This window comes from Streptomyces sp. CNP082 (assembly GCF_059570535.1).
In genome coordinates, this window is sequence record NZ_JCANSZ010000041.1 from 17,273 (window position 1) to 32,480 (window position 15,208).

General features: G+C 70.5%; 14 protein-coding genes. 10 read left to right on the top strand and 4 right to left on the bottom strand.

The features are described 5' to 3' along the window. Positions 1-50: 50 nt before the first annotated feature. Positions 51-1,442 carry a MocR-like pyridoxine biosynthesis transcription factor PdxR gene (gene pdxR, locus B124_RS26870; protein ID WP_496505548.1) on the bottom strand — a complete coding sequence of 464 codons (1,392 nt, stop codon included), beginning with the start codon at positions 1,440-1,442 and terminating at the stop codon, positions 51-53. Positions 1,443-1,884: 442 nt separating this feature from the next. Between pdxR and B124_RS26875 the strand changes: the two genes are divergently transcribed. Together B124_RS26875 and B124_RS26880 are read left to right on the top strand one after the other, a co-directional pair. Continuing rightward, entirely contained in the window at positions 1,885-2,976 is a 1,092-nt protein-coding gene (locus tag B124_RS26875) for an exonuclease/endonuclease/phosphatase family protein (protein ID WP_496505549.1), read from the top strand. Continuing rightward, entirely contained in the window at positions 2,973-3,908 is a 936-nt protein-coding gene (locus tag B124_RS26880; protein WP_496505550.1) for a DUF6772 family protein, read from the top strand. Before B124_RS26875 ends, B124_RS26880 begins: the two co-directional genes overlap by 4 nt. 35 nt (positions 3,909-3,943) lie before the next feature. Here the strand turns inward: B124_RS26880 and B124_RS26885 are convergent, their stop codons facing one another. After that, complete coding sequence (locus B124_RS26885) at positions 3,944-5,146, bottom strand: RNA-guided endonuclease InsQ/TnpB family protein (protein WP_496505551.1); 1,203 nt, start codon at positions 5,144-5,146, stop codon at positions 3,944-3,946. Positions 5,147-5,220: 74 nt separating this feature from the next. Here B124_RS26885 and B124_RS26890 point away from each other — a divergent pair, with 74 nt between their 5' ends. From B124_RS26890 to B124_RS26920, 7 genes are read left to right on the top strand one after another with little or no spacing between them, the layout of a single operon-like run. Beyond that, on the top strand, positions 5,221-5,613 hold the full coding sequence (locus B124_RS26890) for a hypothetical protein (RefSeq protein ID WP_496505552.1): 393 nt from the start codon (positions 5,221-5,223) through the stop codon (positions 5,611-5,613). Between the two features lie 15 nt (positions 5,614-5,628). After that, positions 5,629-7,155 carry an ABC transporter substrate-binding protein gene (locus B124_RS26895; RefSeq protein WP_496505553.1) on the top strand — a complete coding sequence of 509 codons (1,527 nt, stop codon included), beginning with the start codon at positions 5,629-5,631 and terminating at the stop codon, positions 7,153-7,155. Positions 7,156-7,174: 19 nt separating this feature from the next. Continuing rightward, entirely contained in the window at positions 7,175-8,263 is a 1,089-nt protein-coding gene (locus B124_RS26900; protein WP_496505554.1) for a LacI family DNA-binding transcriptional regulator, read from the top strand. Beyond that, a complete protein-coding gene (locus B124_RS26905) occupies positions 8,260-9,189 on the top strand; it encodes an ABC transporter permease (protein WP_496505555.1) in 930 nt (309 codons plus the stop codon). Before B124_RS26900 ends, B124_RS26905 begins: the two co-directional genes overlap by 4 nt. After that, entirely contained in the window at positions 9,186-10,091 is a 906-nt protein-coding gene (locus B124_RS26910) for an ABC transporter permease (RefSeq protein ID WP_496505556.1), read from the top strand. Before B124_RS26905 ends, B124_RS26910 begins: the two co-directional genes overlap by 4 nt. 29 nt (positions 10,092-10,120) lie before the next feature. Next, a complete protein-coding gene (locus tag B124_RS26915) occupies positions 10,121-11,140 on the top strand; it encodes an ABC transporter ATP-binding protein (protein ID WP_496505557.1) in 1,020 nt (339 codons plus the stop codon). Further along, positions 11,137-12,171 carry an ABC transporter ATP-binding protein gene (locus tag B124_RS26920; RefSeq protein WP_496505558.1) on the top strand — a complete coding sequence of 345 codons (1,035 nt, stop codon included), beginning with the start codon at positions 11,137-11,139 and terminating at the stop codon, positions 12,169-12,171. The genes B124_RS26915 and B124_RS26920 overlap by 4 nt, the downstream gene beginning before the upstream one ends. Before the next feature lie 236 nt (positions 12,172-12,407). Here B124_RS26920 and B124_RS26925 read toward each other — a convergent pair whose 3' ends face one another. After that, complete coding sequence (locus tag B124_RS26925) at positions 12,408-12,974, bottom strand: DUF6817 domain-containing protein (RefSeq protein WP_496505559.1); 567 nt, start codon at positions 12,972-12,974, stop codon at positions 12,408-12,410. A gap of 161 nt (positions 12,975-13,135) precedes the next feature. Beyond that, entirely contained in the window at positions 13,136-13,573 is a 438-nt protein-coding gene (locus B124_RS26930; RefSeq protein ID WP_496505560.1) for an ATP-binding protein, read from the bottom strand. Positions 13,574-13,870: 297 nt separating this feature from the next. Here B124_RS26930 and B124_RS26935 point away from each other — a divergent pair, with 297 nt between their 5' ends. Then, positions 13,871-15,199, top strand: coding sequence for an NsdA family TPR-like regulatory protein (locus B124_RS26935; RefSeq protein ID WP_496505561.1), 1,329 nt, complete (start codon positions 13,871-13,873; stop codon positions 15,197-15,199). Positions 15,200-15,208: the final 9 nt, after the last annotated feature.

Here is a 15,208-nt window from a genome sequence, read left to right on the forward strand (position 1 = left end):
GTCAGAAGTGAAGCCCCGAAGGATGACTCGACACGTGCAAGATCGCTCTGCTACACGTTGGCGACCTCGGCCAGGCGCTCGACGGCCTCCTTCAAGGCTCGCTCGTGGTGCGCGGCGAAGCCCACCAGGAGTGTCGGCGGTCGAGTGGCGGCGATGCTGTGCTCGGCGATCCCGCCGACTCTGATCAAAGCCTCGAGTGCGCGGCGCCGGAAGTCGTTCTCGTTCGGAACGTTGATCTCTACCGCCAAGTGCAGGCCGGCCGGGATGCCGAGCACGCGCGAGCCTGGAAAGTGGTCTTCGAGTGCCGCCAGCAGCGCGGTACGCTGCTTCCGGTAGCGGATCCGCAGTCGCCGCAGGTGCCGGTCCATCTCCGACCGCTCGAGGTAGTCGGCCAGGGTGAGCTGGTCGAGAGTCGGCGAGCCGAGGTCGGCGTAGCGCTTACGTTCGATCACTTCGTTGACGAGGTGATCCGGCAGCAGCAACCAGCCAAGGCGTAGTCCCGGCATCAGCGACTTGCTTACCGAACTCGTGTAGAGGACAGCCTGCGGCCGCAGTCCCTGGAAGGCCCCGACCGGGCTCACCGCGTAGCGGAACTCGGCGTCGTAGTCGTCCTCGATCACAAATCGATAGCCCCCGTCGAGCCATCGCAGCAACTGCTCGCGCCGCTCCGGCGAGAGCAGCACCCCGGTCGGGAACTGGTGTGCCGGCGTCAACAGGACAGCCTGCGCGCCGCTCTCTTCGAGCGCGTCGACCTGGATTCCCTCACCGTCGACCGGGACCGGGACGATCGAGATTCCGGCGCGGCTGATCACCTCGCGCTCCTCATTGTGCGACGGATCCTCGACAGCAATCCGTTCAATGCCGCGGGCGCGTAGCGCCGCGCTGACCAGGCCGATGGCCTGCGTCGCCCCTTGGGTGATGACCACGGACTGGGCGGAGGCGGCGACGCCGCGGACCCGACTGAGGTAGTTGGCCAACGCCTCCCTCAGCCGCGGGTGGCCGGCCGGCGTCAGATAGCCGAACTCGCTGTCGCCGATCTCGCGCAACACGCGACGCAGGGAAGAGATCCAGGCGCCGCGAGGAAAGGCATCGAGCGCCGGCACCCCGGGGGAGAGGTCGAAGCGGAGGGTCGACGGTGGCGGAGCCAACGGGTCCACCGGACGGCCGCCACTGCCGACGGCGTGCGTGGCGACGCGCGGCGCCGCCCGCTCGCGGGCGGTCACATAGCCCTCGGCGATCAGTTGGCTGTAAGCCTCGACCACCACCCCGCGCGAGACCCCGAGCTGCGCGGCGAGCATTCGTGAAGACGGAAGCTCCGCCCCCGGTCGCAAAGTGCCGTTGCGGATCGCGAGCCGCAACTGGCCCTCAATCTGCTCGTGCAGCCTGCCGCGGCCGGCGACGAGCGTGATCAACAGCTCGGTGGCGGAGTTGGTGCGGGCCAAGGTCAGGCGCTCCGATCACAGTAGGTTTTGCGACGAACGACTGGACCTGAAAACAAGCTCCATTGTGCCCCAGTAACCGAACCTGTTGGCGCTACGCTACCGCACCCGGCAACTCGCCGATGGACCGCACGGCAGGAGAGGTCGAGAGGAACGGGCCGACGGCGTACGTGGCGGTCGCGATTGTCCGGAACGAGCTGGCTGTGCAGTTGCGCGTCGGGGCTGCGCGCCCGGAGTGAAGGCGACCTCGACCCCGGCATCTCGCGCAGCATCAGCAGGTTCGCGTCGTCGTAGTCGCGCAGCACCACCGGGTACGTGCACTCGTCGCGTCCGGACCGTTTACTTCCAGCCACCGCATGCGTAATGTGCCTGTCGCAACGCTCACGTTAACGTTCATGTCGAGGCTGGAGCCGAGATGCGTCCTAGATTGCGTGCAATATCCCCCGTGGTGGTCCCCGGTGTCGCGATGGCCCTCGCGCTGCTCGGCGGGCCCGGTGCCATGGCCGCCGCCGGGCAGGACCAGAGCAGCGAACCCGCGCCGTCCGCCCGGACCGCCCCGACCGTGGACGTCCGGGTCGGTACGTACAACGTGTGCGGGCACGGGTGCCTGCCCACCAAGGAGGAGTGCGAGCGGGTCATCGGCCGCGACTGCGCCACCAAGCTGCGGCCGTGGGCCGAGGGGCGGGCCGAGGACGTCGCCGCGGACATCGACGCCGCCGGGCTCGGCGTCGTCGCCACGCAGGAGATCGGCAACAACGCCACCCCCACCCAGCCCGAGGTCGACGTCGAGTCCTTCCGCGCGCCGCTGACCGCCGCCCTTGAGAAGCGCGGGTACGCCGAGGCGCCCGCGGACTACGCCGGGACCCGCCACCCCGAGCAGGGCTACCCGCTCAAGTCCGGCGCCGGGCGCTTCACGTACTACGACGCCGAGCGCTACTCCCACCTCGACAAGCGCGGGCGCGAACTGCCCCACGACCTGCTGTGGCTGCCGGACTCCACCGAGATCTACGGCAAGACCATGACCTGGAACGTGCTCCGCGAGAAGGCGTCGGGCGCCCGCTTCGTCGTCGTCGACATGCATCTGGAGTACCGCAAGAACGGCGCCACCGACCCCAACGGCTGGACCAAGAACTGGGACGAGGTCCGCTACGCCGACGCCAGGCGCACCGCCGAGGAGCTGACCCTCCGCAACAAGCACACCCGCAACCTGCCCATCGTCTTCGCCGGCGACATGAACTCCAGCACCGACGCCGAGGGCGCCAGCGCCATCGACGCCTTCGCCGACACCGGCTACGTCGACTCGATCGCGGTCGCCGACCGCGTCACCGGCGACAGTTACGCCTCGTACAACGGCGGCAAGATCCCGCTGCCGCTCGGCGCGAAGATCGACCACCTCTTTGTCAGCGAGGGCACGCGGGTCAGCGAGTGGGTGCAGATTCCGCAGACCACCGAGACCGAAGGGGAGCAGGCCGAACTCCTGCGCTCCGACCACAACATGTCCTACGCCACCGTCCACCTCCAGAAAGGAAACCGGTGACGACCGCACCACACCCCGATCCGCGCCTGCTCGACCCGAAGCTGGCGAAGTTCAACCCGCTGCGCCGCGTCCTCGTCCACGACGACTTCAACACCGGGACGCACGGCTGGATCGAGCTGATCGGCAACCACGACCAGCACGGTGACCTCGACACCGTAGACGAGCACATGTCGGACTTCCGGCCGCCGCAGCTCAGCTCGTGCAACTTCTTCGACGTCGGCACGCACGGGGCCATGTCCGGCACGTACGCCCTGAAGGTCGCCACCCGGCCGGTCACCGGCCACACCGGCGTGGCGATCCGGCGGCTGACGATGTCCGGCCGGGGCCGGGTGCAGTTCGAGACGTACTTCGCGTACAAGGCGGAGGCCGCCTCGGCGGAGAACGGCGCCGCCACCGCCGCCGGCGGCGGCAGGTGGGACGCCAACAACCACCCGTCGGAGCAGCAGTTCGGGGCCGTCACCGTCGCGACCGACATCTGCGACGGCGTGCGCTACCACAACGTGGTGCGATACCAGAACACCGATCTGGACCACACCGTGCAGCACCGCTGGATGTACCCCACGGTCCCCGAGCCGACCCCCCGCGAGCACTTCGAGGGCAAGGTCAAGCTCCCGCGGACCGCGGACTTCACCGCCCCCGACCCCGCCGACTGGCGGCAGTTCGGGGAGCGGCAGGACCTCTGCTTCAACGAGGTCCCCACCAAGGTCAACTGGCACTACCTGCGCTGGGTCATCGACACCAGCACCCGCAGCAACGTCGAACTCCAGGTCAACGACGTCGTCCACGACATGCGGGACGTGCCCGTCCCGCCGTACGACGAGGAGTACGGGTCGCTGCAGAACCTGCTCAACTTCTACGTCTCCGTCCGCACCCACACCGACGTGCGGAACTTCCTGTACCTCGACTCCGTGCTGATCTCGGTGGACTGTTGACATCCTCCCCCTCCGGGAGGAAGGGGATTCCTGGCTCAGGCAGCCTGCGGGAGCGGCGCTCCCGGAGGTCTTACGCCCTCGACACCAGCCGGGTTGAGACCAGCCCGGACGAGCATCACGCGGGCGGAGTTCTTGTCCCTGGGGCGGGACACTCCGCACGCGATGCACGTATACGTTCGTTCCGAGAGAGGCAGCGCGTGCTTGGTTCTCGCTCCGCAGTCTGCGCAATCCATCGTGGTGTGCGCCGGGTGCACCAAATGGACACCACGGCCGTGCTTGCGGGCCATCTCCACCAGGGCCGCCTTGGTGGCTCCGATTGCTGCATCGGCGGCCTTGCGGGCCATCGTGGTCCTGGCGAGGAATTTCGGACGAAAGTCCTCCACGGCGATCATGTCGTGGTCACGGACCACGCGCTTGGCCCACTTGCGGGCCGTGTCCTGCCGCCGCCGGGCGACCTTCCTATGCAGTTTCGCGGTCTGCCGCTTCGCCTGAAGGTAGCCCTTAGACGCCGCCTTCCCCTTGGCGGGACGCCTGCGGGCCATCATCCGCTGATACCGGGTGAGTTTCTGCGTGGCCGCCTGGCCGTACTGCGCGTGCGGCAGGTCGTGGGAGTCAGAGGTGGTCGTGGCGGTCTCTTTCACGCCCCAGTCGATGCCGATCACGCGGCCCGTGCCAGGCAGCTTCTCGGCCTGGGCGGGCACGACAAAACTCGCGTACCAGCCTCCGGTGCTGTCCTGGTAAACACGCACGCTCGACGGGTCGGCCGGCAGATCCCGCGACCACACCACGCCCAGCACAATTCCGCCAGCCAGGTGCAGGCGCCTTCCCTTCAGATGGAAGCCGCGCCGGGTGTAGTTCAGCGACGGGCGCGCCTCGCGTTTCTTCTTCCATCGCGGCATACCTGCCCGGCAATGCCGCGGGACGCGTTCCTTGATGTCCTTGAGTACCTTGGCACGGGACTTGGCGAAGTCACGGATGAGCTGCTGCTGAGGAACCGACGCCCCTTCAGCGAGCCATGGTGTTCGTGCGCGTGCCTCGGTCAGCATCTTGTCGAGCGTGGCCGGGCCGACTTTCTCACCGTCGGTGTACGCCTTCTTGGACCGGGCCACGCACTCATTCCAGATCCACCGGCACCGGCCCCACTCGACTTCGAGTGCGCGCCGGGCCGTACGCGACAGGCGCACACGGTAGCTGTATCGGGCGTACCCGATGTCTTCCGTGGTCGCTTCTGTCGTCATGCATCCGAACCTACCTGGAAGGACTGACAGTTGACGTCCCGCCTCGGCACCCTCGATGGACCGGTGAGTGCCCCATGACCATGCGACAGTCCTTCACCGCCGTCATCGAGCGGAACCGGACGCTGACGGGCGAGTTCGCCACCGAGCCGTACGAGGCCGCCTGGGCCCGCGAGGCCCGCTGGTTCGTCCGCGTCCTCGACTCCTCGGGGCGCGCCCCGAAGATGCTCGTACGCACCCAGATATCGCCGGACGGCCTGCACTGGTGCGACCTCGATGCCGGTGCGGAGCAGTCCGTCGACCCCGGCGAGGGGCCGCTGCACAGTTGGCCGGCGGCGGAGTTCGGCGGCTGGCTGCGGCTGCGCGGCACGGTCGTGGACGACCCGGCGGCAGACCCGGCCGACGCACAAGACCCCGACGGCGCGCCCGCGTCCGTCAAGGTCCTGATCTACCTGGCCCTCAAGTCTTGACCCGGAGGTGGTGAGATGACCAGGACGAGCACAAGGGGCCGTCCGGGGCGGCGGGACTTCCTCGCCCTGGCGGGCCTGGGCGCCTCGGCGGTGCTGCTGTCCGGCTGCGGCATCGGCAGCGCCGCACCCCGCGGCGCGCTGCGCGCGGCGTTCGGGCAGCCGGTCACCGACCTGGACCCGTACAACGCCGCGACCGCCGTCGACGAGGCGTCGCTGATCGTCAAGCGGCTCGTCTTCGACACCCTCGTACGGCGCGAGGGCGGGGAGCTGGCGCCGGGGCTTGCGACCGGCTGGCGGCGCGAGGGCGACACCAGGTGGGTCTTCACGCTCCGCCGCGGCGTCCGCTACCACGACGGCAGCAGGCTCACCGCCCGCGACGTGGTCGCCTGCCTGAAGCACACGCAGCAGGTCGCGTCCGCGCAGACCCCGCTGTGGGCGACGGTCACCGGCGTCGAGGCGCCCGACGACCACACGGTGGTCTTCACCACCGACGGGCCCCTCGGCTCGCTCCCGGTCAACCTCACGCTCCTGTTCATCGTCCCGGCGCGGCTGGTCGCCGACCCGGAGCAGAAGCGGAGCCCGGTCGGCTCCGGTCCGTTCCGGGTCACCGACTTCACCCCGTCGACCTCCGTCGAGCTGGCGCGGTTCGACGGCTACTGGGGCGGCCCGGCCCAGCTGCCGGCGGTCTCCATGCCGTACATCGCGGAGACCTCCACGGCGATCACCGCCCTGCTGGGCGGCGACGTCGACCTGCTCTGGCCGGTCCCGCCTGACCAACTGCCCGAGGTCACCGGGGCGTCCGGCGTCACCGTCGAGACCATGCCCTCCTGGACGTACTACTTCAACTGGTTCAACTGCTCGCGCAAGCCCTTCGACAACCCCGACGTCCGCCGCGCACTGTGCCAGGCCGTCAACGTGCCGCAGATCGTCGACTCCCTCTTCGGCCGCGGCGGCAAGCAGATGCGCGCCCCCATCCCCGAGACCGTGGCCGGCTTCGCCGCCCAGGAGCCCTGGCCGTACGACCCGGACGGCGCGCGCCGGCTGCTCAGGCAGGCCGGGCTCGGGCGGGGGTTCAGCACCTCGGTGATGTGGTTCGACGCCACCGGGCCGCTGTCGCGGGAGCTGGCGCAGGCGCTGATCTCGGCGTGGGACGGCATCGGCGTCACCGTGGAGCCGCAGAGCATCGAGAAGGCGATGTGGCTGGAGCGGCTGAACACCCTCGACTGGGACATGAACCTCCAGACGAACACCGTGACCACCGGCGACGCCGCCTTCACCATCGGCCGCCTCTACACCTCGGAGGCCAATCGCCTCGGCTACGCGAACAAGCAGCTCGACGCCGTCCTCGCCCAGGCCGCCGGCGCGCCGGAGGGGCCGGAACGCGACGCCCTCTACGGCGACGCCTGCGGGACCATATGGTCGGACGCCGTCGGTCTCTTCCCCGTCACCCTCGTCACCGGGTACGGGCGCGCGAAGGCGCTGACCGGCTTCACACCTGCCGCGAACAACCAGCCCGACCTCGCCGTGGTGGGGCGCCGATGACACCGCGCCGGAGGATCCCATGACCGCACGCCGCCGACCCACGCTGCGCGACATCGCCCTGTCGCTCGACCTGTCGGTCAACACCGTCTCCCGGGCGCTCGCCGACAAGGACGCGGTCAGCCCCGAGACGCGCGAGCGCGTCAAGCAGGAGGCGGAACGCCTCGGTTACGTGCCCAACACCATGGCCCGCTCCCTCGTGCTGCGGAACGCCATGACCCTCGGGCTCGTCATCACCAACCCGTCGAACCCCTTCTACGCCCGCCTCATCTCCGCGATCGAGGAGCGCGGACGCGAACGCGGCTACTCGCTGATGCTGATGGTCACCGAGGACTCCGCCGAGAACGAGCGCCGCGCCGCCGAGGAGCTGATGCGCTGGGGCGTGGACGGGGTGCTGGCCATCCCCGTCCAGCACGGCGCCGACCACTGGCACCGGCTGCGCAAGTCCGGCACGCCCGTGGTGCTGCTCAACCGGCACCTGCCCGAGCTGGACGCCGACGTCGTCGGCGTCGACTACTACGCGGGTGCCTCGGCGGCGACCGCCCACGTGCTGGACAGCGGGGCGAGGGAGCTGTACCTCGTCGAGGAGGATCTGGAGATCTCGCCGGTCTCCGAGCGTATCCGCGGCTTCCGCGAGACCCTCGCGGCCCGCGGGATCGACGCCCCGGACGACGCGGTGGTGCGCGTGGAGCCGGGGGCGGCGGCGCCGGAGGGCGCGCCGGTCTCGGGGCCCTTCGACCCCGGCGTGGCGTACGCCGTCGGCGCCGGCCTGGCCCGCCGGGCGGGGCCCGGCGCCGTGGTGCTGGCCGGCAACGACTACCACGCGCTGGGCCTGTACCGGGCGTTCCGCGAGCGCGGGCTGCGGGTCGGCACCGACATCGGCGTCGTCGGCCACGGCGACCACCCGTTCTCCGCGTACCTCGACCCGGCCCTGACCACGGTCCGGCTGCCCGCGTCCGACGTGGGCCGCGCCGGCGTCGACCGGCTGCTGGAGCGAGTCGGAGACGGAGCGGCCGGTGCGGACGACGCGGAGCCGATCCGTACGCTCCTGGCCCCCGAACTCGTCGTACGCGACTCGGCCGGACCACTGGGAAGAAGAGGTGAGCAATGATGGGCGCGTTCCTGGCCAAACGCCTCGCGCAGGCCGTCGTGGTCGCCTTCGGCGCGCTGACGCTGGTGTTCCTGATCGTGCGCGTCGTCCCCGGCGACCCCGCCAAGCTGATCGTGGGCCCCGACGCCTCCGCCGGGCAACTGGAGAGCGTACGCGCCGACTTCGGCCTCGACGACCCGCTGTGGCGGCAGTACGTCGACCACCTCGCCGGCATCGTCCGCGGCGACCTCGGCGACTCCTGGCGCCTGGGCGGCTCGGCCCTCAGCAACACTCTGGACCGCTTCCCCGCCACCCTGACCCTGTCGCTCGCGGCGCTGCTGCTGACCGTCGCGGTCGGGATCCCGCTGGGCATGCTCTGCGCCCGCCGCCCCGGCAAGCTGCTCGACCTGGTGGTCTCCACCGGCTCGCTCGCCGGCCAGGCCATCCCGTCGTTCTGGCTCGGCATCGTGCTGATCCTCATCTTCGCCCGCCGGCTCGACTGGCTGCCGGCGACCGTGGACGGGTCACCGGCCGCGGTGCTGCTGCCGGCGGTCACGCTCTCGCTGCCGTTCATCGGCTGGCTCGCGCGGCTGGTGCGCAGCAGCGCGCTGGAGGAGGGCGGCAAGGACTACGCCCGTACGGCCCGCGCGAAGGGCGTGGGCGAGTCGACGATCCAGTACGTGCACGTCGGCCGGAACATCGCGATCCCGGTGGTGACCGTGCTCGGCCTGCTGATGGGCAACTTCATCGCCAACGCCGTCATCATCGAGGTCGTCTTCTCCTGGCCCGGCATCGGCTCGCTGATGGTCGACGCGATCACCAACCGCGACTACGCGGTCGTCGAGGCCGCGATCCTGACGATCACGCTCGCGTACATCGTCCTGAACCTGCTCGTGGACGTCGTCTACTTCATCATCGACCCCCGTCTCACCCCGGAGGACGCATGAGCGCCACGACCACGGCCGCGCCGGCGAAGGCCGCCGGCTCCCCGCGTACGGGCAGAGCCCCCGGCGCCGCCGCGCGGCAGGTGCCGGTGCGGGTGTGGACAGGCGCCGGGGTGCTGGCGCTCTTCGTCCTCGCCGCCCTCGTCGGGCCGCTGCTGCACCCGTACGACCCGGTCGACGTCGACCTGCCGAACCGGCTGCTGTCCCCCGGGGAGCGCACCGACGACGGCGACATCGCCTGGCTGGGCACCGACCAGATGGGACGCGACCTGCTCGCCAACCTGCTGGCCGGGGCGCGGATCTCGCTGCTGGTCGCCGCCGCGACGATCCTCGTCGGCGGCGCGGTCGGCCTCGTCGTCGGGCTGGTCTCGGGCTACTTCGGCGGCTGGACCGACACGATCGCCTCCCGCATCGGCGACATCCAGCTCGCCTTCCCCTCCATCCTGCTGGCGATCCTGCTGGCCGGGGTGCTCGGCCCGTCCGTCACCAACATCGTCATCACGCTGGCGATCACCCGGTGGGTCATCTTCGCCCGCGTCGCGCGCGCCTCGGCGATGGCCACGCGCCGGCTCGGCTTCGTCGACTCGGCGCGGGTGCTGGGCGCGGGACACGTACGGATCATGGTCCGCCATGTGCTGCCGTCCCTCTGGCAGCCGCTGCTGGTCGCGGCGACGGTGCAGGTGGGCCTGGTGATGGTGGCCGAGGCGTCGCTGAGCTTCCTCGGCCTCGGCGTGCCGGTCGACACGTCCTCGTGGGGCGCCACGGTCTCCGCCGGGCGCGACTACCTCGGCTCGGCGTGGTGGATCTCCACGATGCCGGCGGCGGCGCTGGCGCTGGTCGTGACCGCGGTGGGCGTGATCGGCGACGGCTTCCGCGACGTGTCGGACCCGCGGTCGCAGCTATGAGCCCGGACATGAGCAGAGAGGAGAACAGAGTGTCTTCCACGACCGCGGAAACGGCCCCGGCCGCCCGCCTGCGCGACGTCCACATCGGCTTCGGCGACGGCCGCGACGGCACCCGCCCCGTCGTCCGCGGGGTCGACCTGGACCTCGTACCCGGCCGGGTCACCGCCCTGGTCGGGGAGTCGGGCAGCGGCAAGTCGCTGACGTCGCTGGCCCTGATGGGCCTGCTGCCCCCGGGCGCGCGGGTGACGGCGGGCACGGTCGAGATCGACGGCAAGGACACGGCCGGGTTCACGGCCGGGCAGTGGCGCGAACTGCGCGGCGCAAAGGTCGCGATGGTCTTCCAGGACCCGATGGCGGCGCTGAACCCGTCGTTCACCGTGGGCTGGCAGATCGCCGAGACGCTCCGCCGCCGCGGCACCGGCCGCCACGCGGCCCGGGAGCGGGCGGTGGAGCTGATGCGGACGGTCGGCATCCCCGACGCGGAGGCCAAGTACGGCGCGTACCCGCACGAGTTCTCCGGCGGCATGCGGCAGCGCGCGGTCATCGCGATGGCGCTCACCCTGGACCCGGCGGTGCTGCTGGCCGACGAGCCCACGACGGCGCTGGACGTCACGGTGCAGGCGCAGATCCTGCGGCTGCTCGCGGGGCGGCAGCGGGACGCGGGGATGGCGATGCTGCTCGTCTCGCACGATCTGGGCGTGGTGGCCCGCGTCGCGCAGGACGTGGCGGTGATGTACGCGGGCCGGATCGTGGAGACGGGCGCCCTGGACGACGTCTACACCGCCCCCGCGCACCCGTACACCCGCGGCCTGCTCGACGCCGTCCCGGACCCGGCCCGCCCCGGCCGGCTGGTCCCCATCGACGGCCAGCCGCCGGCCCCGGGCAGGCAGCCCGCGGGCTGCGCGTTCGCGCCGCGGTGCCCGTACGCGACGAAGGTGTGCGGCACGGAAGACCCCGCGCTGGCGGCCGTCGGGACCGGCCACGCGGCGGCCTGCCACCACAGCGAGAAGGTCCAAGCCAGCGCAACCGCCGCGGAGGCCGCGTCATGAGCACGATGCAGACGACCCCGCAGCAGCCGGCCTCGGACGAGCCCCTGCTGCACATCAGCGGCCTGCACGCCGGCTACACGGTCCCCGGCCGCGCCGGCCTCGGCCGCCGCCGCCGGATCGACGCGGTCGCGGGCGTCGACCTGACCGTACGGGCGGGCCGGACGGTCTGCATCGTGGGCGAGTCCGGCTGCGGCAAGTCGACGCTGGCCCGCTCGGTGGTGGGGCTGCTCGAACCGTTCGCGGGCTCGGTCTCCTTCGCGGGCCTGGACCTGGCGACGGCGGGCCGCCGGGAGCGGCGGCGGGTGGCGCACGACCTGCAGATGGTCTTCCAGGACCCGTACACCTCGCTGAACCCGCGGATGCGGGTGGCGGACATCGTCGCGGAGGGCTGGCACATCCACCGCGACCTGGTCCCGCCCTCCGACCACGCGACGGAGGTGGCCCGCCTCCTCGACCAGGTGGGCCTGGACGCCTCGTACGCGACCCGCCGCCTGCACGAACTCTCCGGCGGCCAGTGCCAGCGGGTGAGCATCGCGCGGGCGCTGGCGCTGCGGCCGAAGCTCATCGTCTGCGACGAGGCGGTCTCGGCCCTGGACGTCTCCGTACGCGCGCAGATCCTCAACCTGCTCGCGGACCTCCAGCGCGAGCTGGGGGTCGCGTACCTCTTCATCTCCCACGACCTCGACGTGGTGCGGCACATCGCGGACGAGGTGGCGGTGATGTACCTGGGCACGATCGTCGAACACGGCACCGCGACCCAGGTCTTCGAGTCCCCCCAGCACCCCTACACCCAGGCCCTCCTGAAGGCCGCCCCCTCGGTCCACGACCGCCCGGGCACGGCCAGGGACCTCCCCCTCGCGGGCGAAGTCCCGTCCCCGTCCGACCCCCCGTCGGGCTGCCGCTTCCGCACCCGCTGCCCCCTGGCGGCGGCGGTCTGCGCGGAGGAGCGGCCGGAGCTGCGCGTAGGGGACGGGGGCGGCCACCCGGCGGCGTGCCACTTCGCGGGACAGGAGGTGGCGACGGCGCGGTGACGGGCCCGCGGGCGCGTCGATACGTGCGCGACAACACCGGCCGCCGGGCAAGCCCGGCGGCCGGGACCCGGCGTCGTTCCGGGACGGCCCCGGCGGGCTGGCCTGTCTCCTGCCGGGGCCGCGGGCGCACCTCGCCGTGACGAACTCGCCACAACACCCCCTACAAACAGGGGCAAAACGCCCACACGCCTCGACTTTTGCCCACCGAAACGCACCATGTCCTTGCCATGATCTGACTACCGGCCGTTCGGGGTGGCGCCGAGTACGGCCGCGCAGTCCTGCCAGGCGGGCGGGGTGAGCAGCGGGCGGAACCCGGTGAACAGGGCCAGGAGGCTCGCGCCCTGGCGCTCGCGGAAGGCGTCGTCGACCTGTGCGATGTCGAGTTCGTTCGCCGCGGTGAGCTCCGCGAAGTCCCGTCGCTCACCGGCGGTGGGCACGCGGCCGGCACCGGTGAACCTGTCGTGCAGGGGCGCGGCGGGGTCGGTGAGCACGGGGTAGGCGGCTTGGCGGTCGCGACTGGCGTAGAAGTAGACGATCGCCTCGGCGTCGGCGCCGATCAGCCGTTGCAGCCGGTCGCGTTGGCCGAGCGGCAGCAGGGCGGGGCCGAAGCCGTCGGTGCCGTAGAACGCGTGGCACAGCCCGGCGAGCTGCAACGCCGGGCGGGCTCCCCAGGCGGCGAGCCGGCGGCGGACGCGCTCCAGGTGGGCGGACAAGGTGCCCCCGGGGTGCTCCATGGTGTCTGCCCCCAGGTCGTGCAGCAGCCGATGAGCGGCCTGAACCGCGGCAGAAGTCTCGGCATTCACGGGGCAGGGCCCTTCTGTCGGACGTACGAGGCGGGGTGCAGCGGAGAGGGTCGGCACCCGGCTGGCCCACCCCGTGTCGTCCGGATCGACGGGTGGGACTGGCCGGGTTGCCGCCCGGGACCCCGGAGGATCGTCCCGTGATGGCCATACCCCAGTCAATCCTAGGGTTCTATAGGTGATGTCCAAGCTGAACCTTCACCCTTCTCCGTAACTTCCCTCCGGGCAGTGCTGGATTCGACCACCTCGGCCCAGACCTGCTTGCCGACGCCCTTGCGCTCGGACACCCCCCACCGGGCTGCGCAGTGCTCGACCAGGTGAAGGCCGTAGCCACCCCACTCGTCAGGCGTCCGCTGCTCCGGCCGCGTGCCGCAGGCGTCGTGCACCTCGATACGCACGCCGCTTTCCTGCCGTACGAACCGCGTCTGGATCTCCCGCCCCGGCGGTACGCGGGCATGCACCACGGCGTTGGTCATCAGCTCCGAGACCACCAGCGAAGCCGGCTCTTCAATCCCGGCCAGCCCCCACGCGGCCAACGCCTTGCGCAACTGCGCCCGTGCCAGCCCCACGCATCGGGGATGGCGTCGCCACTGCCACTTCATGACTGAAGCGTCAGCCACTCCGTTCTGATCTGTCGTCGTACGCGGCACCGTGTTTCGCCTCGTCTCGCCTCAAAACTGATGTTCCGTCGGTGATTGGGGTGCTCACTCGGTCTATTGGCTGCGTCCTGTGGGAAACCTGTGCCTGATCCATGACGATGAGTCTGGGATGAGTCACCGTGACCGTGCGAGGGCCTGAACCGGACCTCTGCAGGACCGTGTGCGGTCCTCGTGCGGACATGGGCCCGCATCGGCTGGACTGTGGCTGCATGGTGGGCTCACGAGACAGGGAGGGGTGCGGTGGCAGGCAAAGGCAGGGAGCACCCGCGCACAGTGCTTGAGTACCTCCTCAGCCAGAGGAAGGACCGAACGTACGAGGAGATCGCGGCAGAGTTCAACAAGATCGCGCAGGATCTCCACGAGGACGCCACCCTCAGCACACGCCACTTGAGACGACTTGCAAGCGGCGCACGCGCCAACGTCACTCCCGTGACTCGCCGGGTCTTACAGGCGATGTTCGGCAGGCCGCTGGACGAACTGCTTCGCCCGTGCGGTGAAGGGGTTTCCGGCACGGCAGGGCAGCCAGCCGGTCTGGCTATCGCCGTGGATCACTCCGATGGCGACAAGGAGCTCATCAAAGTGGCAGCGAAACGTGCACGGCAGTTCGCCCTCATGGCAGGCGCAGGGAATCTCACCGACGCGGCGATGGAGCAAGTGTACGAGGATGTGCACCGCCTTGCTCTTGACTACCCCAAGAAGCCGCTGTCGGGCATCCTCGGGGAACTGGTCGCGACGCAGGAGACGGTCTACTCGCTCCTGGAGAACCGCAGGCAGCCGAATCAGGCGCGGCAGTTGTATTTTCTCGCCGGAGTCGTCAGCGGGTTGCTCGCCAAGGCCAGCCACGACCTTGCCGACCCGCATACCGCCATGACGCAGGCGCGTACCGCCTTCCTGTGTGCGGACAACGCCGACCACGATGGACTGCGCGCGTGGATTCGGGGACTTCAGTCGCTCATCGCCTACTGGGCAGGACGGCCCCGAGAGTCCGTGAAATTCGCGCAATCCGGGACCGAGTTCGCGAATCGGAAGTCCAGTACGACTAGCGTCTGGCTGCCGATCAGTGAAGCCCGTGCCTGGGCGGTTCTCGGGAACACGGAAGAGACGCAGGCGGCGATCCGCCGGGCGGAGTCCGCATGGGACCATGTTGCGGAAGACGAGTTGGACGAGCTCGGCGGTCTCTGCACATTCGGTCGAACACGGCAGTTGTACTACACGGCTGACGCCTTCGCCTGGCTGCCGTCACAGGATCGAGTTGCCCAGGAGTATGCGAGCGGGGCGGTCGAGCAGTACGAGGACACCAGCGGGCCCGAGTGGGCCTTCGGCGACCAGGCAGGCAGCCGGGCGGATCTGGCCATCGCCAGGATCAAGGCCGGTGAGCTGGAGGGTGCTGCCGAAGCGGTTCAACCTGTCCTGGAACTCGCCCCTGAGAACCGCATCGTCGGCGTCGTCAACAGCGCGCTCAGAGTCCACAAGGCGCTACGGAACTCGCCTCTCTCCGAGGCTGGCGGCGCCCTGCAAGAGCACATCGAGGTGTTCGCCAGGACGCCGCTCAAGTCACTTCCCCGATAGGAGTCCAGA